The sequence below is a fragment of the Streptomyces sp. 2131.1 genome (assembly GCF_900105515.1).
Lineage (GTDB): Bacteria > Actinomycetota > Actinomycetes > Streptomycetales > Streptomycetaceae > Streptomyces > Streptomyces drozdowiczii.
This window is the reverse complement of sequence record NZ_FNSY01000001.1, coordinates 2,212,058-2,235,094: the sequence shown is the minus strand read 5'-3', so window position 1 is coordinate 2,235,094 and position 23,037 is coordinate 2,212,058. Positions and strand designations below refer to the sequence as shown.

General features: G+C 71.1%; 25 protein-coding genes. 13 read left to right on the top strand and 12 right to left on the bottom strand.

The window, feature by feature from the left end; all coding sequences use genetic code 11:
• Window positions 1-64: 64 nt before the first annotated feature.
• Window positions 65-979, top strand: coding sequence for a hydroxymethylbilane synthase (gene hemC / locus BLW14_RS09785; RefSeq protein WP_093706294.1), 915 nt, complete (start codon window positions 65-67; stop codon window positions 977-979).
• A 125-nt stretch (window positions 980-1,104) separates the two neighbouring features.
• Here the strand turns inward: hemC and BLW14_RS09780 are convergent, their stop codons facing one another.
• From BLW14_RS09780 to BLW14_RS09765, 4 genes are all read right to left on the bottom strand, one after another.
• Entirely contained in the window at window positions 1,105-2,802 is a 1,698-nt protein-coding gene (locus tag BLW14_RS09780; protein ID WP_093706292.1) for a relaxase/mobilization nuclease domain-containing protein, read from the bottom strand.
• A complete protein-coding gene (locus tag BLW14_RS09775) occupies window positions 2,792-3,367 on the bottom strand; it encodes a MobC domain-containing protein (RefSeq protein WP_093706290.1) in 576 nt (191 codons plus the stop codon). Before BLW14_RS09775 ends, BLW14_RS09780 begins: the two co-directional genes overlap by 11 nt.
• A gap of 315 nt (window positions 3,368-3,682) precedes the next feature.
• Window positions 3,683-4,942, bottom strand: a complete 1,260-nt coding sequence (locus tag BLW14_RS09770) for a DUF3631 domain-containing protein (protein ID WP_093706288.1) — start codon at window positions 4,940-4,942, stop codon at window positions 3,683-3,685.
• A gap of 539 nt (window positions 4,943-5,481) precedes the next feature.
• Window positions 5,482-5,676, bottom strand: a complete 195-nt coding sequence (locus tag BLW14_RS09765) for a helix-turn-helix transcriptional regulator (RefSeq protein ID WP_093706286.1) — start codon at window positions 5,674-5,676, stop codon at window positions 5,482-5,484.
• A 124-nt stretch (window positions 5,677-5,800) separates the two neighbouring features.
• On the opposite strand from BLW14_RS09765, the gene BLW14_RS09760 reads away from it, so the two are divergent.
• A complete protein-coding gene (locus BLW14_RS09760; protein WP_093706284.1) occupies window positions 5,801-6,301 on the top strand; it encodes a helix-turn-helix transcriptional regulator in 501 nt (166 codons plus the stop codon).
• A 24-nt stretch (window positions 6,302-6,325) separates the two neighbouring features.
• Window positions 6,326-7,480 carry a tyrosine-type recombinase/integrase gene (locus BLW14_RS09755; RefSeq protein WP_093706282.1) on the top strand — a complete coding sequence of 385 codons (1,155 nt, stop codon included), beginning with the start codon at window positions 6,326-6,328 and terminating at the stop codon, window positions 7,478-7,480.
• Between the two features lie 7 nt (window positions 7,481-7,487).
• Here BLW14_RS09755 and sodN read toward each other — a convergent pair whose 3' ends face one another.
• Entirely contained in the window at window positions 7,488-7,883 is a 396-nt protein-coding gene (gene sodN / locus BLW14_RS09750) for a superoxide dismutase, Ni (protein WP_073963998.1), read from the bottom strand.
• Window positions 7,884-8,064: 181 nt separating this feature from the next.
• Between sodN and sodX the strand changes: the two genes are divergently transcribed.
• On the top strand, window positions 8,065-8,523 hold the full coding sequence (sodX, locus tag BLW14_RS09745) for a nickel-type superoxide dismutase maturation protease (RefSeq protein ID WP_177153936.1): 459 nt from the start codon (window positions 8,065-8,067) through the stop codon (window positions 8,521-8,523).
• Here the strand turns inward: sodX and BLW14_RS09740 are convergent.
• Complete coding sequence (locus BLW14_RS09740; RefSeq protein ID WP_093706278.1) at window positions 8,427-9,056, bottom strand: CGNR zinc finger domain-containing protein; 630 nt, start codon at window positions 9,054-9,056, stop codon at window positions 8,427-8,429. The genes sodX and BLW14_RS09740 overlap by 97 nt on opposite strands.
• Before the next feature lie 233 nt (window positions 9,057-9,289).
• On the opposite strand from BLW14_RS09740, the gene BLW14_RS09735 reads away from it, so the two are divergent.
• Window positions 9,290-9,778 (top strand): SigE family RNA polymerase sigma factor, encoded by a 489-nt coding sequence (locus BLW14_RS09735; RefSeq protein ID WP_018521072.1) that lies wholly within the window; start codon window positions 9,290-9,292, stop codon window positions 9,776-9,778.
• Entirely contained in the window at window positions 9,775-10,548 is a 774-nt protein-coding gene (locus BLW14_RS09730) for a hypothetical protein (RefSeq protein WP_093706277.1), read from the top strand. The genes BLW14_RS09735 and BLW14_RS09730 overlap by 4 nt, the downstream gene beginning before the upstream one ends.
• A 61-nt stretch (window positions 10,549-10,609) precedes the next feature.
• Here the strand turns inward: BLW14_RS09730 and BLW14_RS09725 are convergent, their stop codons facing one another.
• From BLW14_RS09725 to BLW14_RS09715, 3 genes are read right to left on the bottom strand one after another with little or no spacing between them, the layout of a single operon-like run.
• Window positions 10,610-11,371 carry an amino acid ABC transporter ATP-binding protein gene (locus BLW14_RS09725; RefSeq protein ID WP_093706275.1) on the bottom strand — a complete coding sequence of 254 codons (762 nt, stop codon included), beginning with the start codon at window positions 11,369-11,371 and terminating at the stop codon, window positions 10,610-10,612.
• A complete protein-coding gene (locus BLW14_RS09720) occupies window positions 11,368-12,324 on the bottom strand; it encodes an amino acid ABC transporter permease (RefSeq protein ID WP_093706274.1) in 957 nt (318 codons plus the stop codon). The genes BLW14_RS09725 and BLW14_RS09720 overlap by 4 nt, the downstream gene beginning before the upstream one ends.
• Window positions 12,325-12,352: 28 nt before the next feature.
• Window positions 12,353-13,318: an ABC transporter substrate-binding protein gene (locus tag BLW14_RS09715; protein WP_093706272.1), complete on the bottom strand. Its 966-nt coding sequence runs from the start codon at window positions 13,316-13,318 to the stop codon at window positions 12,353-12,355.
• A gap of 525 nt (window positions 13,319-13,843) precedes the next feature.
• On the opposite strand from BLW14_RS09715, the gene BLW14_RS09710 reads away from it, so the two are divergent.
• The 4 genes from BLW14_RS09710 (at window position 13,844) to BLW14_RS09695 (ending at window position 17,050) form a co-directional block, all read left to right on the top strand.
• Window positions 13,844-15,055: an NAD(P)-dependent malic enzyme gene (locus tag BLW14_RS09710; RefSeq protein WP_093706270.1), complete on the top strand. Its 1,212-nt coding sequence runs from the start codon at window positions 13,844-13,846 to the stop codon at window positions 15,053-15,055.
• A gap of 189 nt (window positions 15,056-15,244) precedes the next feature.
• Window positions 15,245-16,207 (top strand): zinc-binding dehydrogenase, encoded by a 963-nt coding sequence (locus BLW14_RS09705; RefSeq protein ID WP_093706269.1) that lies wholly within the window; start codon window positions 15,245-15,247, stop codon window positions 16,205-16,207.
• A 55-nt stretch (window positions 16,208-16,262) separates the two neighbouring features.
• Window positions 16,263-16,472, top strand: a complete 210-nt coding sequence (locus BLW14_RS09700) for a helix-turn-helix domain-containing protein (RefSeq protein WP_018102716.1) — start codon at window positions 16,263-16,265, stop codon at window positions 16,470-16,472.
• Window positions 16,472-17,050, top strand: coding sequence for a Clp protease N-terminal domain-containing protein (locus tag BLW14_RS09695; protein ID WP_093706267.1), 579 nt, complete (start codon window positions 16,472-16,474; stop codon window positions 17,048-17,050). The genes BLW14_RS09700 and BLW14_RS09695 overlap by 1 nt, the downstream gene beginning before the upstream one ends.
• Window positions 17,051-17,131: 81 nt before the next feature.
• On the opposite strand, the gene BLW14_RS09690 is transcribed toward BLW14_RS09695, so the two are convergent.
• Window positions 17,132-18,133, bottom strand: coding sequence for a PadR family transcriptional regulator (locus BLW14_RS09690; RefSeq protein ID WP_093706265.1), 1,002 nt, complete (start codon window positions 18,131-18,133; stop codon window positions 17,132-17,134).
• A gap of 1 nt (window position 18,134) precedes the next feature.
• The gene (locus BLW14_RS09685; RefSeq protein WP_093706263.1) at window positions 18,135-18,992 is read right to left on the bottom strand and encodes a DUF4097 family beta strand repeat-containing protein; all 858 of its coding nucleotides are present in this window, start codon (window positions 18,990-18,992) and stop codon (window positions 18,135-18,137) included.
• 164 nt (window positions 18,993-19,156) lie between these two features.
• On the opposite strand from BLW14_RS09685, the gene BLW14_RS09680 reads away from it, so the two are divergent.
• Window positions 19,157-19,996: a hypothetical protein gene (locus BLW14_RS09680; protein WP_093706261.1), complete on the top strand. Its 840-nt coding sequence runs from the start codon at window positions 19,157-19,159 to the stop codon at window positions 19,994-19,996.
• A gap of 12 nt (window positions 19,997-20,008) precedes the next feature.
• Here the strand turns inward: BLW14_RS09680 and BLW14_RS09675 are convergent, their stop codons facing one another.
• Window positions 20,009-20,191: a DUF6104 family protein gene (locus tag BLW14_RS09675; RefSeq protein WP_003961784.1), complete on the bottom strand. Its 183-nt coding sequence runs from the start codon at window positions 20,189-20,191 to the stop codon at window positions 20,009-20,011.
• A 124-nt stretch (window positions 20,192-20,315) separates the two neighbouring features.
• On the opposite strand from BLW14_RS09675, the gene BLW14_RS09670 reads away from it, so the two are divergent.
• Complete coding sequence (locus tag BLW14_RS09670; RefSeq protein WP_093706259.1) at window positions 20,316-20,864, top strand: CU044_2847 family protein; 549 nt, start codon at window positions 20,316-20,318, stop codon at window positions 20,862-20,864.
• Window positions 20,865-20,920: 56 nt separating this feature from the next.
• A complete protein-coding gene (locus BLW14_RS09665) occupies window positions 20,921-22,927 on the top strand; it encodes a VMAP-C domain-containing protein (protein ID WP_177153935.1) in 2,007 nt (668 codons plus the stop codon).
• Window positions 22,928-23,037: the final 110 nt, after the last annotated feature.

The window sequence follows — 23,037 nt, the reverse complement described above, 5'->3', positions numbered from 1 at the left end:
TTCGCAATCGTACTTGCACCAGAACCATGCAGATTCCGACACTTTGTCACTAAAGGAGAAACTTGTGACCCTTCGCGTGGGCGCTCGCGCCTCGAAGATGTCCCTCATGCAGACGGCCCCGGTCTTATCCGCTCTCTCAGCCGCTGGCCCCACCATCCTGCACCCCTTCACCGAGGCGGGTGGGGATCGGTCGGTGAATCGGGCCGCGCTGGAGGTGGACGGGGTCTTCTCCGAAGAGATCGAATCCGCCCTGCTGGCGGGCGAGATCGACGTCGCTGTCCACTGCCTCAAGGACGCGCCGACCATCGACACTCCCGGCCTGACGATGTCCGCTTACCTGCGGCGCGACGACATCCGGGACTGCCTGGTCGCCCGCGATCCCGATGTCACGCTGGCCACCCTCCCCGCCGGGGCGAAGGTAGCCACTGCGTCCCTACGCCGAACCGCCGCTCTGCGCATCCATCGCCCAGACATCAACGTCGTGCCGCTACGAGGGCCGGTGGACGAACGCCTCCGAGCGCTGCACGAGCCCGACAGTCGGATCGACGCGCTGGTCGTCGCCACATGCTCCATGGAACGCCTCGGCCTGCCCCACCTGATCACCGAACGGATCAGCCCGGAGGTGATCTGTCCTCCGCTCGGCGCCGCGATCATCGCCTTCCAGACACGCGAGGATGACAAGGCCACGAGCGAGGCCATCAACTTCCTCCACGACCCGGCTACCGCTACGGAGGCGGAAGCCGAGCGCCTGGTACTCCGCCGGCTGGGCGGCTTCTGCAATGCCCCGCTGGCTGGGTACTGCCGAACGAACGGGGGACAGGACGCCGCCACCTACACGGTCCGCGCCAGATCCTTCACGGTGGACGGTGGTTCTTCGGTCGATGTTCGCCGCACCAGCGGTGACGCCAGGAAGGCGGCCCTGGCCGTCAGCCACGAGCTGACGCGGCTCGGAGCCCAGACCGTGACCGCCAGGTCTTGAAGGAAGTACTCGGGGCCCGGACAGCTACCTTGTCCGGGCCTCCAAGTCCGCAATCCAGCTAGAACACCTCGGCCGGCGCTGAGAGGAGGACGGCCTGGCCACGTCCTTACCCACCGCTCGGGTCGTTAACGGCGCCGACCGTTCCCTTCTGGCTTTGTGGCCACCAGCGCGGCTGGAGGATGTGGTGTGGCGGACATGGGCGGCGTGCCGCTGATCGTGCTTCGGCTGCGGGCCGCCTGCGTCCGTCGGTTCGGTTGAGCGGTGATGCGCCAGGTGAGGACTTCGGCGGGGTGCTCTGCGCTGTCGAGCTCACGCTGGGCGGCCACTTCGGCCAGGAGGCGTCGGGGGTTGTGGCCGGCGGTTTCGGCGTGGGCGAGGGTGGTGGTGAGGGCGGTCCAGTTGGGGTCGGTGAGGATCCGGTTGGCGTGGTTGGGGAGGGCCGCGCGCACGTCTTGCTCGTAGCGGCGGGTGGTTGTGGCTCGTGGTGCGCGGCGGGCCAGGTCAGCCAGGACGGGGGCGGCGGCCTGCTGGTAGACCGTCTGGAGGTGGCGGAGGGCTTCTTCGGCCGCAGCGGCCTGCTGTTCGTGGCCTCGCTGTTCGTGCCACTTGGCGGCGGCGCGGGCCAGGTGCACGGTGGCGAAGAGCAGGGCGATGGCGAGGCCGCCCGGCTGGTTGGAGGCGTAGGCGAGTTCCTTGGCGGCCTCGCGCACGGCGGTGGCGGCCTGGTGGTCGGCACGGATGGTGGAGCGGCGGGCGCGGTTGAACTCCATTGCCGCCGCTCGTAGTTCTGTCCGGTGTGGGCTGGTCGTGGCGCTGGCGATGTTGTACAGGGCGTCGCCGAAGGCGGCCAGGTGGCCCTGGGCGGCGGCATCGTCGCCGGAGTCGAGGATGGTGTGCGCCGCGTGTATGGCGGTGGTGGTGTGCCGCCATGGGGCGGTGGAGTCCGCCACGTGCCGGGGGCGGTCCGCCACTTCCTGGTCGGGGAGGCGTTCGCGTAGGCGGTTGATGGAGAGGTCGGGGGCGAGTTTGGAGCCGCCGTACCAGACGGGTTCGCCGGCCGCGTTGGTGTCGCCGGGGGCGGCGATGCTGTAGCCGATGATGTCGCCGGTTTCGGGGCCGATGCGGGTTTTGACCTTGATGCCGAGGGACTGCAGCACGGTGAAGTAGTCGGCTTCGTTGTGTACGGCGGCGGCCACCGCGTACGCCCGCTCGCGCAGCCAGTGCCGTGCGGTGACCGTCTGGCCCTGGCGCTCGGCCTTGGCGCGTTCGGCGCCGGCGGGGGTTCGGGGCGCGGTGAGGTCGCCGGACTTCAGACGGCGCAGGCCGAACTCGGTCTCGATCTTGCGGCACTCCGCCTGGGCCCGCTGGCCGTCGCGGTGGGTGCGTGGGCGGCGTCCGTCGGCGCGGACGGTGGTGGCCATGATGTGGATGTGGTCGTCGGCATGGCGAACCGCGATCCACCGGCACGCCTTCTCGTCACCTTCGGGGGCTATGCCGGTGGCGTGAACGATGCGACGGGCGACCTCGGCCCAGTCCGCGTCGGTGAGGTAGCGATCGCCAGGCGCGGTACGGACAGGGCAGTGCCAGACGTGCTGGGATGGTTTCTTGCCGCCCAGCTCGCGGGTGCGCAGGTCGACGTGGGCGTCGAGGCGCTTGGCGAGCTGGGTGTAGGTGGCTTCGGGGTTGCGGCCTGGGTCGGGCGCGCCGGCCATGTCCCAGGCGGCGACGATGTGAGGGTCGGTGTGTTCGTCGCGTCGGCCGGGGCCGAAGAGGTAGGCGATCAGCCCGCGGGTGTCGGAGCCGGTGGAGACGTCAGGAACCATGCGTGGTGCCTGACGTCAGGAGCTGGTCGATCAGTCGGTAGCTGTTCTCGGCGGCTTGCTCGACGCGGTCCAGCACCGCCTCGGCGCGCTGGGGCACGGTCCCTCGGTGGATGGCCACAGTGATCTGGTTGAGGTTCCTGCCGATGCGGTCGAGCGCGACGGTATGTGCCTCGACAGCCTCGATCAGAGGGCGGAGGGGATCGTCCTCCGGGCTGCCGACCAGCCCGGCCTTGCCCTGGGCGACGGCAAGGGCGGCGTCACCGACGAAGCCGGCGAACTTCTGACCGCGCTGGTGAGCGGCGGCGCTGATCACGCTCACCGCTGTCCGCGTGAAGCGGATGGTCTTCTCCTGGTCGCGCTTCTCCACCGTGCGCTTGCGGTTCATCAGCGCAGGCAGGACGGGGGCATCGAGATCCCGCCAGGAGGGCTGCTCGACGGCTGGCGGGACGTCGGTCGACGGCTGAGTGCGCGGGGCGACGGAGTCGACTGCCGGCGGGCAGATGGTCTCGGCGGCAGCCTCCTCCGGCTCGGGCGGCCCTTGGCGCCCGGCCTTCTCCTCCGCCACCCCTGGGGCGGGGGCAAGCGCGGACGAAGCCTCGTTAGAGGCTCGTTCGCTCCAGCTTGCTGCTGATCGGCGGGTCAGGCCGAGCAACCCCCTGATGCGGTGGATGGGGGCGTTCTCGGTGCTCGGTTCGGGCATGGTGGTGCTCCGGTGGTCGTGTGCGGTGGGGCTTCGTCACGTCCGTCGCATCCGTCCCGTTGCTGGTCAGAACAGGTACGGAGACCGTTGCAGGTACGGAGTGATCCGTATCGGCAAGGAACTCCGTCCCCGCGCTGACCTGCGCGGGGACGGATGCGACGGATGGATACGGAGCCGGGGTCAGCGAGTACGCCGGGGGCCGGTAGGCCCTCCGGGCGGTCCAACGGGCGGCGTGCCGGTCGGTGGGATCGGTGGCCTGCCCTGGGCCCGACGTGCGGGCGCGGCGTCGCTGGCTGCGGGTGCCGGTGGGGCGGGGTCGGGGCAGTAGCGGGCCCAGGCGTCGAGGAACTGGTTGCGGGCGTACGCCTTGGCCTGCCTGCCGTTCTCGAAGCGGTGGTTGGCCGGGGCGACGCCGAAGTCGCGCAGCAGGTTGGCCAGGTGGTAGGCGTTCAGGCCCTTGGTGCCGTACTCGGCCCACGGTGCCTCGGCGTCCTGGACGAGAGCGGCGAGCAGGTCGTGGCTGCGCAGCGCCCCTATGCCGCCCTGCTGCTCGAACACGCGGCGGATATCCCGGAGCAACCGGGTCTTCAGCGTCGTCTGCTCGTCCTGCATCACCTCGTTCCTGGCCATCGCCAGGCAGGCGGAACGGGCCCGGGAAGGCCAGTGCCCGCCGGCCAGATCGGCGACGATCACTAGCGGCTCCCACGTATCGGCAGCGCGGTCCTCGACCGGCATCTGAGGAACCAGGCCCCCAGCGGTGCTCCGCAGCGGAGCCAGCCAGGCGGTCAGCCGGTCCCGCAGCGCGTTCAGCTCCGGAACCGAGTACCGCGAGCGAAACGCGGCGATGCGCTCGCCCGGCTTGCGCTTCTGCATACGGAGCACGACCGCCCGGTCCATGATCGTGTCCGGCAGGTCACCGATCCCCGCCAGCGCTGCCATGGCGAAAGTGGGAAACGCCGTCGGCTTGTGCTCCGGACCAGAGATCCGCCAGGCCGGCCGGTTGCGCTGGTGCCCGGCGTTCAGTAGACCGCGCAGGTCCTCCTTGTCCCCCGCCTTGGGACCGAAGATGGTGTCGGCCTCGTCCACCAGCAGCGTCGGAGGGTTCTTGCCGATCACACGGAAGACCACCGCAGGCGAGGTGTTCACCGTCATCATCGGCTGATGCACGGTCTCGTGGAGCACGTCCAGGACACGGGACTTGCCGCAACCCTTCGTCGGCCCCACCACCGCCAGACGCGGCGCATGCTGAAGAGCGGGCTGAATATGGGAAGCCGCCACCCACAACGTGACCGCCGACAGCGCCTCCTCGCTCGGCAGCACCACATACCGGCCGATCGCCGCCCGCAGATCGTCCAGTACGACGGTCCCTTCCTGGTCCCCGCCTGCCGTGAGTCCGGCACCCTCACGGCCCCCGGTCCCCGGTCCGGGTTCGCGGACCATCCCCGGATCACCGTGGTCCGCCAGGACCGTTGGTCCGGGTTCGCCAGCCGACCGGCCGGAACTCTCCGCCCGGTCCTCGGCTTCCGGACCGGGTCCATGGTCCGGGTTCCCGGTCCGGTCCGATGGGCCGCTGACCTGTACGTTCTCTGTCGGTCCGGGTACCTGGTCCGGGTTGACCGGAACCTCGGTCCGGGTTTCGGTCGCGGACCGGTCTGGTTCCGGACCGACCGGACCAGCGGCACGGACCGGTCGGTCGCCGGTCCCCGGAGAGGGGGACTGGCTGTCCGCTCGGTCCGGACGGTGCCACGGGATGCCCTGTCCGGGGACCGCAGCGGCAGGCCAGACGACCTTGTGGGATGTGTTCGAGGTGGCGGGGGACGTAGGGTCTCCCATAGCTGTTCCTCTCGGGTGGGGGCGAGACGGGCAAGGTCTCGCCCCCACCGGTTCGATCGTTCAGGGATGGGCGATGTGCAGGGGAATCTCCGGCCCTCGGCGTTGGCGCGCCGGGGGCCGTTGCTGTGTCCGGAACTGCCTGCGGCTCATGAGGCCAGGCCCCACTCGTCTCCGCCGTCGGCCAGCGCGCGCTCGTAGCGCAGCAGTTCGGTCTCGGGGTAGAGCACCCGCTTGCCGACCTTGATGCCGCGCGGCCCCTTCTTGAGCTGGCGCCAGTAACGGACGGTGCTCTCGGCTGTGCGGTAGCGCTCGGCGACCTCGGCGGTGGTCAGGTATCGCATGCATTCCCATTCGACTAGATGGCGATTCGATCTGCATAAAGTTGTACCCCAGGATTGGCGGTTACCCAAATCGGGAAGCTCATGTTTCAATTGGGATAGCTATGACGGTGGAGATGGAGGTTCGATGGCAGGCGAGATGGTCGAGGGTGGCGAGGTGCCGCTGCTCTACAGCGAAGGCAACGTGGCCGGCCGTGTGGCTCTGGAGCGCGAGGTCAGAGGGTGGAGCACGACCGAGCTGGCCGAGCGGGTGACGAGAGCGGGCGTGAAGATGAACCAGACGGCTGTCTGGCGCATCGAGAACGGATCACCCCGCAGGCGGATCAACCTCGATGAAGCGCTCGCCTTCTCCCGCGTCTTCGAGCTGCCCCTCGAAGAGCTGATGTCGCCGCCCCTCGAAGGGCTCGACGTCGACAGCCGACGGCTCGTCCAGGAAGCCGTCGAAGCGTTCTACGAAACCCGTGACGCCCGTGACCGCCTGCACCGCGCCGTGGTCGCCGTCGCCGACCACATCAAGGCACACCCGGACAGCTCGCGGGCGATCCACGAGCAGTGCCTCCGCCTCATGGGGGACGAGCGAGACGCCCGCGTCCTCAGCGGCGACATCGAGGACGGGGGCCACTACTGACAACCAGCACAGAGGAGAAGCCACTTGGCGAACGTACAGAAGCGCCCCAACGGCAAATGGCGCGCCCGATACCGCGACCTTGACGGCAAGGAACACGCCCGCCACTTCGAGCGGAAGCTCGATGCCCAGCGCTGGCTCGACGAGGTCACGACCAGCATGGTCACCGGCCAGTACGTCGACCCCCGCGCGGGCCGCGTCACCTTCGAGAAGTACGCCGAGAGGTGGCAGGGCTCGCTCATTGCGAGTGAGGCGGGTGAGCGCATCACCGACAACGCGCTACGGCTCCACCTCGTGCCCGCGCTCGGCGCCCGCTCTATGGCGGCGATACGCCGCAACGACATACAGGTGCTCTTCAAGCACCTGTCCGACCAGCTCGGCCCCGGCAGCGTCCGGAACGTCCACGACGTCCTCGTGCGCGTCATGACCGCGGCCGTGGACGACAAGGTCATCGCATCCACTCCGTGCCGCCGGATCACCCTTCCGGTCATGCCGGACGAGGAGGTCACTCCGCCCACCGTCGCCCAGGTGGAGGACATGGCACGCGTGATGCCGCCGTACATCCGGGCAGCCGTCGTCGTGCTCGCAGGGTCAGGCTTGCGCATAGGTGAGCTGCTGGGCCTGAAGGTGGCGGACGTCGACTTCAAGGTCGGCAACATTCGCGTGGAGCGGCAGCGGCTCCAGTCGGGGAAGGTCGGCCCGCCGAAGACCGCGAAGTCCCGGCGTACGGTTCCGGTCGGGGAAGTCGTCACCGACGCGCTCCTCGGACACCTCGCCGCGCGCCCCTCCCCGGAGTGGCTGTTCACGATGGAGGAGGGGGAGCCGCTCAACTACCGCCGCTGGAAGACCGAGTGGAACTGCGCCCGTAGGGCGCTCCAGGCGGAGGAGAGCGAGGCGGCCAAGAACGAGGGCCGCAAGCCCGTCGAGCTGCCGCACATGGTGACCCACGACTTGCGGCACTTCTACGCCTCCGCGCTCATCGCGGGCGGCGCGAGCGTCAAGCAGGTGCAGATGGTCCTCGGCCACGCGTCCGCCGTCATCACGCTGCGGATCTACGCGCACCTGTGGCCTGGAGAGGAAGACCGCACCCGGTCCGTGATGGACGCCGTTCTCGGCGGCCTGCGGACCGGGTGCGGACCGGTAGGGAGTCCGACCAGCGAAACCGCAGGTCAGACGGCCTAACCGGAGATCAAGCCTTCTTGGTCTCCCAGAAGATCTTGTCGATCTCCGCGATCAGGTCCAGCGCCTTCTGGCCGGTGGCAGGGTCGTTCGAGCCCTTGGCGGCCGAGAGGGCCTTCAGGGTGTCGTTGACCAGCTGGTGCAGCTCCGGGTACTTCTCGAAGTGCGGGGGCTTGAAGTAGTCGCTCCACAGGACCGAGACGTGGTGCTTCGCCAGCTCGGCGCGCTGCTCCTTGATCAGGACCGCGCGCGTGCGGAAGTCCGCGTCCTCGTTGGCCTGGTACTTCTCCTGGACGGCCTTGACGGACTCCGCCTCGATGCGGGCCTGGGCCGGGTCGTACACGCCGCAGGGCAGGTCGCAGTGGGCGCTGACCTTCACCTTGGGGGCAAACAGGCGGGAAAGCATTGAGCTGTCCTTCCTCGTGATCGTCTTCTCAGGTGGGACATTACTCCGTGAGAAGCCTCTTTCAGCGAGTGCCCCCGGGGGCTTAGGCCAAAAGTCCGGGATGAGTGTGGGTCCAGTGGCCGAATGTACGAAACCCTGTGAGGGGCGGTGTACTGGACGGACCGGGGAGGTGCCGGAGGAGATGAGGGAGGTGTCGGAGGTGTCGGAGCCGGCCGATGAGCAGCCCGTACGGGGGCTGTCGGCGCGGGTGCCCTTCCAGGTGGTGGAGGTGACGGGCCCGTCGATGGTGCCCACGCTCTACCACGGGGACTGGCTGCTCGTGCAGTACGGGGCGCCGGTGCGTCCCGGGGACGTGGTGATTCTGCGCCACCCGTTCCAGCAGGACCTGCTGGTGGTGAAGCGGGCCGTGGAGCGGCGGGCCGGGGGCTGGTGGGTGCTGGGGGACAACAGCTTCGCGGGCGGGGACAGCACGGACTACGGGACGGTGCCCGAGGAGCTGGTGCTGGCCAGGGTGCGGGCGCGGTACCGGCCGCTGACGAAGGATCAGCGCTCGGTACGCGCGGTGCTGGCCTGGGCGTTCTCCGCGCTGCGGCCGGTGTCGGCGGCCCGCTCGGTCTCCAGGCGCTTGCGGGCCCGGTAGGCGGCCACGTTGGCCCGGGTCGCGCAGCGGTCCGAGCAGTAGCGGCGGGAGCGGTTGGTCGAGGTGTCGAGGTAGGCGTTGCGGCACGGCGCGGCCTCGCACAGCCCGAGCCGGTCCACCCCGTACGAGGTGAGGTGGAAGGCCAGCCCCATGGCGGCGATCGCGGCGTAGCCCGCCGTGGCGTTGGACGGGTGGTCCGCGAGGTGCATGTGCCAGTCCGGCTTGCCGTCGGCGTCGCGGACGTCGTGGCCGGAGATCTGCGGGCTGACCGGGAACTCCAGCAGCAGCGAGTTGAGCAGGTCGACCGCCAGCCGCTCGTCCCCGTCGTCGGCCGCCTCGAAGACCGCGCGCAGCCGGGCCCGTACCGACCGGAACCGGGTGACGTCCGCGTCGGTCGCGCGCCGGGCCGCCTGGCCGTTGACGCCGAACAGGTCGCGGACCGCCTCGACCGAGGTCAGGACGTCCTTGCTGCGGGCCGGTTCCTCGGTGTTGACCAGACGCACGGCGTAGTCCGAGTAATAGGCCAGTTCCACGAGTTGTCCTTACGACGTCGGTCCAGGGGGTGGTGCGGTGCGGCGTAATGGGTCGTTTAGCGTACAGGGTATTACGAACGGGGGTGGGGGTGCCGGGACGGTCGCCGCGCCTCCCGAACGCCTCCCGAACGCCTCCCGAATTCTTTCCGTACGAGCCGCAACCCGCCGCCGGGCCCACCGCACTGGAAGGGTGAGACGGTCCGCGCCCGCGGGCCGGGGGAAGGACACCGAGGATGCGGAGCGATGACCACGCCGCGCTGCACGCCTTCGTCGAGAGCAGGCGGACCGCCCTGTTCCGCAGCGCGTTCCTGCTCTGCGGCGACCGGCACGAGGCCGAGGACCTGGTCCAGACGACTCTGGTCAAGGTGGTGCTCGGCGGGCGGCGGCACGGGCGGCTCGACAACATCGAGGCGTACGCGCGAAAGACCCTGGTCAACACCTTCATCGCGGCCCGTCGGCGGTTCTGGCGCCGCGAGCAGGCGTACGGGGAGCTGCCCGAGCGGGCCGTCGAGGCGGCCGACACGGACACCGGCCTGGCGGTACGGGCGGCGCTCGCCCGGCTCACGCCCAGGCAGCGGGCCGTGCTGGTGCTGCGCTACTGGGAGGACCTGAGCGTCGAGGCCACCGCCGAGACGCTCGGGATGCGGGAGAACACGGTCAAGAGCCACACGGCTCGGGGGTTGGCGGCGCTGCGCGCCGAGATGGCGGAGGTACTGGTATGAACGACGACGTGCGCGAGCTGCTGGGGAAGGCCGCCCAGGACGCCGGACAGCCGGTCGTCAGCACGGAGGCGGTCTACGCGAAGGCGGCACGGGTCCGCTGGCGGCGCCGGACCGCGGTCTCGGCGGCGGCGGTGTGCGCGGTGGCGGCGGGGGCGTTCGTCGTGCCCCAGCTCTCCTCGTCGCCGGCGGCCCCGCAGACCTCGTCCGTGGGGTCCCTGGCCGAGGAGCCCGGCGGCACGCCCCGGGACGTGCTGCTGATCGAGCTGCTGCCGACCGACGTCGAAAGGCTCGACGAGGTGTCGTTCGCCGAGATCATCAAGCATGTCTCGCCGCCGCCGGACGACCCCTCCCGGACCGGACCGCTGGACGGGCAGTACTCGGTCCGCCGGGGCGGCGGCGTCGGCTACCTGACCGTCGACGTCAGGGACGCGGAGGCCGTGCGGAAGAAGCTGGGCGGCGCGCCCGTCGAGGACCTGTGCCACCCGGCGAATGGCGCGCCGGCCCCCGACGACTGCGTCCGCGAGGAACTGTCCGGCGGCCGGGTGCTCACCATCTGGAGCGACGACATGGACTACGGCGAGGGCACCCCGCAGTGGGGCCCGGAGCTGGTCGCCCGGCTCACCCTCGCTGACGGAAGCGTGCTCGCCGTACGCGACAGCACCGGCTTCGAGTCCGACGACGCGCCGGGACCGCTCCTGAAGACCCCGCCGCTCACCCGCGCCGAGCTGCGCGAGCTGATGCTGCGCCCGGAGCTGCTGCCGAAGAAGTGACCCGGGCAAGGGAAAGGGGCGGTACGGGCCGACGTGGCCCGTACCGCCCCTTTCCCCACGCCTAGAGCACCTTGGACAGGAACGACTTCGTCCGGTCGTGCTGCGGATTGCCCAGGACGTCGCGCGGGTGGCCGGATTCGACCACCACACCGTCGTCCATGAAGACCAGCGCGTCGCCGACCTCGCGGGCGAAGCCCATCTCGTGGGTGACGACGACCATCGTCATGCCGTCCTCGGCGAGGCCCCGCATGACGTCGAGGACGTCACCGACCAGCTCCGGGTCGAGCGCCGAGGTGGGCTCGTCGAAGAGCATCAGCTTCGGCTCCATGGCCAGCGCCCGGGCGATGGCCACCCGCTGCTGCTGTCCGCCGGAGAGCTGCGAGGGGTAGTTCTTCGCCTTGTCGCCGAGGCCGACCCGGTCGAGCAGCCGCTCGGCGCGGGCCCGGGCGACCGCCTTGGCCTCGCGCTTGACCTGGACGGGCGCCTCCATGACGTTCTCCAGCGCCGTCATGTGCGGGAACAGGTTGAAGCGCTGGAAGACCATGCCGATGTCCCGGCGCTTCAGGGCGACTTCGCTGTCCTTGAGCTCGTAGAGCTTGTCGCCCTTCTGGCGGTAGCCCACCAGCTCGCCGTCCACGTACAGCCGTCCGGCGCTGATCTGCTCCAAGTGGTTGATGCACCGCAGGAACGTCGACTTGCCGGAACCGGACGGGCCGATCAGACAGAAGACCTCGCGCGGGGCGACCTCCAGGTCGATGCCCTTGAGGATGTGCGCGGCGCCGAAGGACTTGTGGACGCCCTCGGCCTTCACCATCGCGGTCATGCGATGCCTCCCTTCGGGCGGCCGATGGACAGCACCGAGGCCCTGACCTTCTGGAACGGGGTCGGCGGCAGGCTCCGGCTGGATCCACGCGCGTAGTACCGCTCCAGGTAGTACTGCCCCACGCTGAGCACCGAGGTCATGATCAGGTACCAGGCGGCGGCGAGGAAGTACATCTCCACCGGCGACCCGGAACTCTGCCCGATGTCCTGGGCGTTCTTGAAGAGTTCGTAGAACTGCACGGCCGCCACCAGAGAGGTCGTCTTGAGCATGTTGATGACCTCGTTGCCCGTGGGCGGCACGATCACCCGCATGGCCTGCGGGATCACGACGCGCCGGAGGGTCTTCGAGTGGCTCATGCCCAGGGCGTGCGACGCCTCCGTCTGGCCCTCGTCGACCGAGAGCAGACCGGCGCGGCAGATCTCCGCCATGTACGCGGCCTCGTTGAGGCCGAGGCCGAGCAGCGCCGTCAGCAGCGGCGTCATGAAGCTCGACCAGTAGTCCTTGTAGATCGGCCCGAGGTTGATGTACTCGAAGACCAGACCCAGGTTGAACCACACGAACAGCTGGACCAGGACCGGGGTGCCCCGGAAGAACCAGATGTAGAACCACGCGATCGACGAGGTCACCGGGTTCCTCGACAGGCGCATGACGGCGAGCAGGACGCCGCCGACCACGCCGATCAGCATCGACAGGACGGTCAGCAGCAGTGTCTGGCCGACCCCGTCGATGATGCGGTCGTCGAAGAAGTAGTCCGGAATCGCGCCCCAGTTGATCCTGCCCTGGCTGAAGGCGTAGATGACCGAGGCGAGCAGGGCGATGGCGATGAGCGCCGAGACGTACCGGCCGTAGTGCCGGACGGGGATGGCCCGGATGGCCTCCGGTGCGGTCGGCGCCTCGGTGGCGGGGGATGCGGGCGGCTCGTCGACCGGTCCCGTCTTCTTGATGTCAGTCACGGCTGATGCCTTTCAGCGCCGGATCCGGTCAGGACCCGCCGTTCACCTTGGCCTCGGTGACCGCGCCGGCCTCGACGCCCCACTTGGCGATGACCTTCTCGTACTCGCCGTTCTTGATGATGGCGTCCACGGCCGCCTTGAGGGCCTTGGTGAGCTGGTCGTTGCCCTTGGCGACGGCGATGCCGTACGGGGCCGCCTCGACCTGGTCGCCGACGATCTGGAAGTCCTTGCCGCCGCCCGAGGTCTTCACCGCGTACGCGGCGACCGGGAAGTCGGAGGAGCCGGCGTCGGCTCCGCCCGAGCGGATACGGGTCTGGGCCTCCAGGTCGGTGTCGAACGCCTCGATCGCGATCTTCTTGCCGCCGGCGCACTTCTTGGACTCGTCCTTGGCCAGGTCGTGCGAGACGGTGTTGCGCTGGACGGCGATCTTCTTGCCGCAGAGGTCGGACCAGGTCTTGATGCCCTGGTCGTCACCCTTCTTGGTGTAGATCGAGACACCGGCGGTGAAGTAGTCGACGAAGTCGACGCCCTCGCCGACCTTCTTCTTCGTCTCCGGGTCGATGCCCTCCTGGCGCTCCTTGCTGTCCGTCATCGCCGACATGGCGATGTCGTAGCGCTTGGAGCGCAGGCCCGTGATCAGGGTGTCGAACGTGCCGTTCTCGAACTGGAACTCGACGCCCAGCTCCTTGCCGAGCGCGGCGGCGAGGTCGGGGTCGATACCCACGGTCTCGCCGGACTTGTCCTTGAACTCGACCGGCGGGTACGCGATGTCGGAGCCGACCTTGATGACGCCCTTGGACTTGATGTCCGCGGGGAGCAGGTCCGCGGGCGACGAGGTGCCGGTGCCGGTCTTGGCGGTCTCCGACCCGCCGGCGTCGTTGTTCTTCGTCTGGTCGCCACAGGCGGTCAGCAGCATGGTGCCGGCGACCGCGATGGCGCCGACCGCGGCGATGCGGGTCTTCGCGGCCGTACGACGGGTGGAGCGTGCGGTCATGATCGGGTTCCTCCGGCAGGTCAGGGTGGTTGCCAGGGCGGTAATGAAACACGGCATCGGGTGTCGCCGCCTTGTGTGATTACGGCATGTTGCCATGCGGATTAGCCCGAACAGGGGGCCCGGCATGTCAAAATCGGGTAACGGGCGATCCCCGAACCTCTTGAGGCCGGTACACCACGGCCGGACCTTTTATGGGGTTTCCTTCTCGTCACCGGAGGATCTGCGGCGCGTCTCACGCCGTGGACTCAGGCGCGGCACAAGGCTGACCTGTTGAAATGGCAGCCCACTATGAGTCATGTCACGGAGCCGATATGAACTCGTCCCTGACCTGGTCCGTCCGGTAAGAAAGACCTTTACACCCCTCATCCGGGGCTCAGGGCGCGTGTGCGGCGCGCCCGCGCGTACGTATCTCCCCCTGCCGGGGCGGGCCAACCGCCGGGCGCAGGGCGCGTACGCGGGTCCGCCCACCCCTCCTCAACCAGGAGTGGCCACCCTCAAACGATGAAGACTTAAGGGGTCAACACCATGGCAGCGGAGATCGTCAATCCTCGCAGCGACAGCACCACCGACAGCACCACCGACGAGCCGTTCGATCCGGCCTTCGCCCTCCACCGGGGCGGGAAGATGGCCGTGCAGGCCACCGTCCCGATCCGGGACAAGGACGACCTGTCCCTCGCGTACACACCGGGCGTGGCGAAGGTCTGCTCCGCCATCGCGGAGCAGCCCGAGTTGGTCCACGACTACACCTGGAAGTCGCAGGTCGTCGCCGTCGTGACGGACGGCACGGCGGTGCTCGGCCTCGGCGACATCGGTCCCGAGGCGTCCCTCCCCGTGATGGAGGGCAAGGCGATCCTCTTCAAGCAGTTCGGCGGCGTGGACGCGGTGCCGATCGCGCTCGCGACCACCGACGCGGACGAGATCGTCGAGACCGTCGTCCGGCTCGCCCCCTCCTTCGGCGGGGTGAACCTGGAGGACATCTCGGCGCCGCGCTGCTTCGAGATCGAGCGCAAGCTCCAGGAGCGGCTGGACATTCCGGTCTTCCACGACGACCAGCACGGCACGGCCGTCGTCACGCTGGCCGCCCTGCGCAACGCGGCGAAGCTGTCCGGGCGCAGCCTGGGCGACCTGCGCGCCGTCATCTCCGGTGCCGGTGCGGCTGGGGTCGCCATCGCCAAGTTCCTGCTGGAGGCGGGGCTCGGTGACGTGGCCGTCGCCGACCGCAAGGGCATCGTCAGCCGGGACCGCGAGGACCTGACCGACGTCAAGCGGGAGCTGGCGGAGCTCACCAACCGGGCGGGCATCTCGGGCCCCCTGGAGGTCGCGCTCGCCGGCGCGGACGTCTTCATCGGCGTCTCCGGCGGGACGGTCCCGGAGGCGGCCGTGGCGTCGATGGCGCCGGGTGCGTTCGTTTTCGCGATGGCCAACCCGAACCCCGAGGTCCACCCGGACATCGCGCACAAGTACGCGTCCGTCGTGGCGACGGGGCGCTCGGACTACCCGAACCAGATCAACAACGTGCTGGCGTTCCCGGGGATCTTCGCGGGCGCGCTCCAGGTCCGGGCGTCCCGGATCACGGAGGGCATGAAGATCGCGGCGGCCAACGCGCTGGCCGACGTCGTCGGCGACGAGCTGGCCGCGGACTACGTGATTCCGTCGCCGTTCGACGAGCGGGTCGCTCCGGCGGTCACGGCCGCGGTGGCCGCGGCGGCGCGGGCGGAGGGTGTGGCCCGCCGCTGAGGTGTTGCGGGGGCGCTGCCCCCGTACCCCCGCTCCTCAATCGCCGGAGGGGCTTGATTTTGGCCGCGGCCACTTTCAGCCTCGCCGGCGTCTGAGGCGCGGGGTCCGGGGCGGAGCCCCGAAACCAGCGGTGCGCGTCACAGTCGCAGGCGGTTACGTGTCGGTACGGTGACGCCTATCGTCGGCGGCATGTTCGCCGCCTACGCATCCAGCATCGACCCCGCCCACCCCCTCAACGGCCTCGAACTGGGCGACCGTCCAGCCCCGCAGGCCCGCCCCGGGTGGACCACCGTGAACGTCCGGGCCGCCTCCCTCAACCACCACGACCTCTGGTCCCTGCGCGGCGTCGGCCTCGCGGAGGACAAGCTGCCGATGATCCTCGGCTGTGACGCCGCCGGTGTCGACCAGGACGGCAACGAGGTCGTCCTCCACTCCGTCATCGGCCAGACCGGCCACGGGGTCGGCCCGGACGAGCCCCGCTCGATCCTCACCGAGCGCTACCAGGGCACGTTCGCCGAACAGGTCACCGTCCCCACGTACAACGTGCTGCCCAAGCCCCGGGAGCTGAGCTTCGAGCAGGCCGCCTGCCTGCCGACCGCCTGGCTGACCGCGTACCGCATGCTCTTCACCAACGCCGGGGTACGCCCGGGCGACTCGGTGCTCGTCCAGGGCGCCGGCGGAGGGGTCGCGACCGCCGCGATCGTGCTCGGGCGGGCCGCCGGGCTGCGGGTGTACGCCACCAGCCGCGACGAGGCCAAGCGCAAGCGGGCCGTCGAACTCGGCGCCGTCGACGCGTTCGAGGCCGGCGCCCGGCTGCCCCACCGGGTGGACGCCGTCATCGAGACGGTCGGCGCCGCCACCTGGTCGCACTCCGTCAAGTCGCTGCGCCCCGGCGGCACCCTGGTCATCTCCGGCGCCACCAGCGGCGACCGGCCCTCGCACGCCGAGCTGACCCGGATCTTCTTCCTGGAGCTGAAGGTCGTCGGCTCGACCATGGGCTCCAAGGACGAGCTGGAGGACCTCCTCGCCTTCTGCGCCACCACCGGCGTGTGCCCCGTCATCGACGAGGTGCTGCCGCTGGACCGTGCCCGGGAGGGCTTCGAACGCCTCGCCGCGGGCGACCAGTTCGGGAAGATCGTGCTGACTGTCTGAGGTCCGGGTGTCAATAATGATTGACATGGCCGCGGTGTCAACGTAAGTTGACAACATGACCGAAGCAACGGATCTCGCCGAGCGGGCGGGCGACCGCGACCCCCGGGTGGGGCTGCGGTCGGTCGCCGCGCTGCGGCGGCTGCTGGAGCAGCTGGAAGCCGTACAAGTAAGGAGCGCCCGCGCCAAGGGCTGGTCGTGGCAGGAGATCGCGGCCGAACTGGGTGTCAGCCGGCAGGCCGTGCACAAGAAGTACGGGAGGCATTGATGTTCGAGCGATTCACCAAGGACGCCCGGGCCACGGTGGCCGGAGCCGTGGAGCACGCCGCACGGACCGGGGCCGACACGGTCACCGGGGAACATCTGCTGCTCGCCCTGCTGGACCAGGACACCGGCCGGGCCTCCTTCGCGATCACCGCGCTGGGCCTGGCGGACCGCGAGGACTCGGTGGCGGCCGCGCTCGCCGAGGCCCGCAGGCACGGCGGCATGTCCAAGGCTGACGCCGAGGCGCTCGCGGACATCGGGATCGACCTCGGCGCCATCGTCTCGCGCATCGAGGAGGCACACGGCGAAGGGGCCCTGCGGGGCGACCGCCGGGGCCGGCGGCGAGCGGGCCGCCCGTCCTTCACCCGGGAGGCGAAGAAGGTTCTGGAGAAGTCGCTGCGCGTCGCGCTCGGGCGCGGTGACCGGTTCATCGGCGGCGAGCACCTCCTGCTGGCCCTCACCGTGACGCCGGGCCCGGTCGCGGACGTCCTCGCGGACCACGGCGTGACGTACGCGTCGGCCGAGCGCGCGCTGTACGGCGACGGGGCCGAAGGCGCGGACGGCCACCGCAAGGCGGGCTGACCGTACGGGGGCGGTCGCGCCGGCAACCCCTGCCGGTCGCGCCGGCCCCCGTAAGGTCGCGCCGCCCCCTCGTACCCGTACCTACTTCTCCCCGTCCCCCCGCAGCACCCCGGCCACGTGCGCCGCGGCCGTCGCCAGGTGCAGGCGGGCCTCCGTGAGCTGGGTCTCCGTCACTCCGTGGTCCCTCGCCGCGTCGCGGATCTCGTCGCGGAAGCGGTCGAGCAGGCGGTCCAGGTCGCGTGCCGGGTCGCCGGTGCCGCCCGCGTCCTTGCCCCACTCCGGGTCGGTGCCCGCCGCGTCCGGCTTGACGTACGGCGCCCAGCTCCCCGTACGGGCGAAGCCGCCGAGCTGGCCGGTGATCTCGGCCAGGCCCTCGCGGACCCCGGCCGGCCAGTCGCCCCGGGCGAAGTGCTCCTGGACCTGGCGTGCGGCGTTCTGCATCTGCTCGCGTGCCCGGTCCTGGGCCTCCTTGGCCTGGCGGCGGGCCTGCTGGGCGTCCTGGCGGGCGCGCCGGGACTCGTCCTTCGCGCGGCGGGCCTGCTCCTTCCACTCCTGGCGGGCCTTGCGCAGCTCCTCCTTCGCGGAGCGCCACGCCTCCTTGTCGCGCAGGTCCCCGAAGTCACCCAGGTCGCCGAAACCGCCGAACGGGGACTCCTTGGCGCCGGTGCCGGGCCCCCCGGGCCCGCCGGGCGCGTGGCGCGACTCGTCGGCCGCCGCGCGCATCTCGCTGCGCAGCTTGCCCGCCGCCCCGCGTACGTCGTCGCGCATCTCGGCGGCCAGCTCGGAGACGGACTCCCTGATCTCCAGCTCCAGGTCGGCGAGCTCCCCGGTGCGGTCGGCCAGTTCGGCGCGGCCCGCCTCGGTGATCGAGTAGACCTTGCGGCCGCCCTCGGTGGCGTGGGTGACCAGGCCCTCGGCCTCCAGCTTGGCCAGCCGGGGGTAGACCGTGCCGGCCGAGGGGGCGTACAGGCCCTGGAAGCGCTCTTCCAGCAGCCGGATCACCTCGTAGCCGTGCCGGGGCGCCTCGTCGAGCAGCTTCAGGAGGTACAGCCGCAGGCGGCCGTGGGCGAATACGGGGGGCATGTCAGAGCACCTTTCCGGTCGGCTCGGCGTCGTACGGTTCGTCCTCGGCCGGCGGGCGGCGCAGGAGCGCGATCGACCCGGAGACGGTCGTCGCCTTCAGGGTGCCGGTGCCGGCGCCCAGCGTGCCGGTGATCTTCTTCGCGCCCCACTGGCCGCTGACCCGCAGGTCCTCGAAGCCGTTGGAGACGGAACCGCTCGCGGTGTTCGCCTCCACCCGCGCGTCGGCGGGGTGCGGCAGCCGGATGGCGATCTCGCCGGAGACCGTGGCCAGCCGGATGTCGGTGGGCTTCCCGGCCGCGTCCACGTCGAGCACCATGCCGCCGCTGACGGACTCGGCCTTCACGGAGGCGCCCGCCCCCTCGACGACCGTCAGATCGCCGGAGACCGACTTGAAACGAAGGTCGCCGGTGACGGACTGGGCCTCCACCCCGCCGGAGACGGTCTCCGCGCCGACCGGCCCGGAGAGGTTGACGAGCGTGGTGTCGCCGTTGACGCCGCGTACCTCCGTACGCCCCCGGATCCCGGAGACGAAGGCCCCGGCGCCGACCGCGCCGACCTCCACGGTCGCGCCGGCCGGGACCGCGAGCGAGACGACCGCGTGGCGGCGCCATTCCTTGCGGTCGAACCACTTCAGCAGGTTCTGCCAGGCAAGGTCCTCGTACGCCACGGTCAGGACGCCGTCCTCCTGCGTCACGAGGAGCGGCGGCCCTTCGATCGCGGATACCTCCAGGCGTGCGGTCGGTTCGTCGGTGCCGACCACGTTGACCGTGCCGTTGACGACGCGCACCTTCAGCGCGGTCACCGGCTCGTCGAAGGTCAGCTTCCGAGGCTCGGCGACGGACCATGTCGAGACAGGCATGGATCTGACCTCCCGGATAGCGCGGACGACGCAACATATCGCGTCTCTTGAAGAACACGATATATCGCGGATCGGTGAAGTCAAGACAGGGTCACGGGGCCTCGCGAGGGATCGAAGCGCGCAAAACGGCACAGAACTGGGCAAGGTGTCCTACGGTGTCACCCATGGACGCGACCTCACCCGTGGGTGCCCTGCTGCTGTGCCGGACCGTGCCGGACGCCGTGCGCCCGGTCGCGCACCTGCTGCGCGAACCGCTGCTGCTGGCGCCCGCCGGGCAGGGGTGGAGCGTTCTCGTACCCGAGGGGGAGCCCTGGCAGGGCGGCCGCCGCGCGCGGTCGGGGGAGGGGGAGCGGGCCGAGCCCGTCGACCGGGTGCTCGGCGGCTGGGCCACCGCGCTCGCGGTCGGCTCCACCTGGCCCGTGCTCGCGCTGTGGTGGGACGGCGACCGGGCCGGGTACACCCTCGCCTCGGGATTCCGCCGCCCGGTGGGCTACGTCTGGCTCGCGGACGGCACCCCGGCCGGGGAGGACGAGGCGATGCGTACGTTCGCCGAGCGGCTCGGGCTCGACCCCGTACTGGACGTGCAGTCGCTCGAAGCGCTCACCCGCCCCGACCCGGACACCGACGCCCGGGCCCGGCTGCGCGGGCTGCTCGCCGTACTCACCCGCACCGGCCTCGCGCTCCCGGCCGGACTCGGGGCCGACCCGGACGAACCGCCGGGCGCCGGGGCGTGGGACGGCGCCGAGCGCGTCGAGTGGACCGGGTGGCGCGACGCGGTCAAGGTCGACCTGGGCGCGGTGGAGAGCAGCCGGCTCGGCCCCTGGGTGCGCGGCCCGCGGGCGCGGGCCCTCGCGGGCGCCCAGCTCGCGGCCGGACTGCCGCTCGCCCTGTGGGGAGCGGCCCGGCGCAGCGGCGGCTGGGCCTTCGCCGGGGTGCTCCTGATGGCGCACGGCGCGCTGGGCCTCGCGTACGACCGGGTACGAGGCGGGGAGGAAACGGACTGACCGGCGGAAGGACTACTCGTCCTCGTCCTCGTCGTCCAGACGGGCCAGCCAGGTCGCGAGGCGCTCGACCGGCACCTCGAAGTCGGGGTTCAGATCGACGAACGTACGCAGCTGCTCGGCGAGCCACTCGAACGTGACCTCTTCCTCGCCTCGCCGCTTCTCCAGCTCCTCGATACCGCGGTCGGTGAAGTACATGGCTCAAGTCTAGAGCGGCCCCCGGCACGCTTTGCCCGTCCGGCTGCCCCCTCCTCGTCGATCTACCCCTCATCCGCCGACTACGGCCGTTAATCTGCGGGTAGTTGGCGAACGGGGGGTTGTCATGAGCGACAGTGGGTCCCGTATTACGCGCATTGAGCTGCCGGACGGCACGCCGGTCTGGGCCCGGATCTCCGGGGCCGAGGAGCTGGCCGGTCCCGCGCCCGGCGGCGGTCCGAGCTACACGGACACCGGCTTCGGGGACATCGCGGACCAGGTCCAGGCCCGGGTCGAGAGCCTGCACTCCGTGGTGACCGGGGTGGCGCGCTCCCTGGCCGTGCCGCTGCGCGCGGTGCGGCCGGACGAGGTGAGCGTGGAGTTCGGCATCGAGCTGACCGCCAAGTCCGGCAAGATCGTCGGGCTGCTCGCGGACGGGGAGGCCAAGGGCGCCATCACGGTGACGCTGACCTGGAACGGCGGCGGGCCGCCGATCGACGCGCCGCCGCCCGCCCCCGTACCGGCGCAGACGCCCGCCCCGTTCGCGCCCCCCGCACCACCGCCCGCCCCGCCACCGGGCGCGGGCGCACCTCCCGGCTTCCCGCCCGCCGGGGCACCCCCCGGCGCACCGGCACACCCGGGCGGAGCGGGCGACACCGCCGGCGGCGGGGCATGACCTCCGAGGACAGAGGGGGCGCAGAGGGGGTGCTCGAACCCGCCCAGGCTGCCCTCATGGACCTCGTGCAGGACGCGACCGTACGCATCCATCGCCCACCGCCCGGGTATGCCCAGGACGGGCCGGGAGGGGACTTCCTGGGCAGCGGCTTCTTCGTCGCACCCAGCTGGGTCCTCACGTGCGCGCACGTGGCGATGCGGGGGGAGGACGGCGTGGTGGGCGTGTGGTTCAAGGCGGACCGCTACAGCACCGAGCTGACCGAGGTGCCCGGCAAGGTCGTCGCCGCCCTGCCCGGCACCCGGCCGCCCGGACCCGGCGGCTGGCCGGCCCCCGACCTCGCGCTCATCCAGCTCCAGCGGCCCGTCGAGCACCCCTGCGTGTACGTCACCGAGCGGTCCGAGGCGATGCTCCGCAGCCGCGAGGTGCGCTGCGTGGGCTGGGCGCCGGGCCAGGGCGGCGGACTCCAGAACCGCAGCGGGGTCTGCGCCGTCAAGGGCTCCTACGGGGCGTCGGGCGACGCCGAGCAGGTGGTGCGGCTCGACGGGGACTGGGTGGAGCTCGGCATGTCCGGCGGCCCGCTGGTCGACCTGGTCCGCGGCGAGGTCGTCGGCGTCATCAAGTCGCGGCTCGACGGCCACCAGGGCGGGACCGCCGTCGGCATCGAGCGGCTGCGCACCCTGGAGGTGCCGGCCGGCCCCGTCGAGACCGAGACCGACGATCCCTACCAGGCCGTCTTCCACGCCCACGACCGCTACCACGCCGACCAGCACACCAGCTCCGCCGGCACCGAGCGGACCTGGACCGACGCGCAGAGCGAGCTGCCCGCCCCGCCCGGCGGCATCCTCGGCCCCAGGCTCCGCGCCGAACTGCTCGGCCGGCTCGCCGAGTTACCGCCCCCGGCGAGCACCCGTTCCCTGCTGACGCTGCTGGACCGGCTGCCCGGGGTGTACGCCCGCGACCACCGCCCCGCACCGCGCGCCTGGCGCGACGGACTCGGCACCCTGTACGACGCCCGGGCCCGCGACCGCGAGGCGCAGTTCGAACTGATCGTGCGCTACTGCATGGGCGTCCTCGCGGCCGACCGGCCCTGGGGCCAGCTCTCCGTGCGGAACGCCAAGGCGCTGTGGGGCTGGGTCAGGGGCATCGCGGACGCCCATCTGCCCAGGGACCTGCGCAGCCGGCTCGGCGTGGAGTGGGCCGAGATCCGGCTGCGCCTGGAGCAGAACCGCCAGCGGGCCGCCCGCGCCCCGGCGAGCGAACCCGTCCTGTACGGCGACCGCGACTGCGTCGTGCTCCATGTGGACGTCCAGTACTGGGCCCCCGACCAGTACGACTGGCGGGTCGCCGTGGACCGCCGGGCCGGTGAGGCGGAGCCGGTCGACGAGGACGGCGGCGGCGCCCCGCTCGGCACCGTCCCGGACCGGCTGGCCGCCGCGCTCACCGAGGCGTTCCGCCGCTGCGACGAGCCCGGCAGCCCGGCCATGCTCCAGGTCGTCGTCGCGCCCCCGTTGTTCGGTCTCCCCGTCGACGACTGGGTGCTGCCGCAGTCCGGGCAGCGGATCGGAGCCGTACGCCCGGTGGTCCTGCGCAGCCCGAACCAGGGCGCGGACGGGCAGCGGCCGGCCCGCTGGGACGCCGGGCTCACCACCGGCATCACGGCCGAAGTCGTCGACTGCGAGGACGAATTACGGGTACGAGTACCGGAGTCGGCGCGGCTGAGCACCCTGGCCCACGGAACCGTGCCCGTCCTGTGCCGCTACGGAAGCCGGCCGGACCCCGACGTGACGGCCGGGGTGGTGCGGCTGCTCGACAGCGGCTTCGGCGTGGCCCTGCTCCAGCGGCGGGCGACGGAGGCTGACACGGTCTGCAAGGAGTTCCACCGGCGCGTGGCCGAGGCGGTGTCGGACACCCGCACCCACGACCGGCTGCCGTGGAGGATCCACGAACTGAGACGAGGGGTGAGCGCGGGGCGCACGGAGATGTACTGGTCCGCCGGCACCGCCCTCTACTACGACGATCCGCACCGTCCGCTGCCGGGCTCCGACTTCCTGGAGGCGCCGTGAGCCACCGCGAACCGCATCTCATACGCACGCTAACTCGCCTTCCCCTTACGGGTGTTGGGCTGGATCGCTACGGTAAGGCACGTTCGGCGGGGACCGCCGGTGGCGGACGA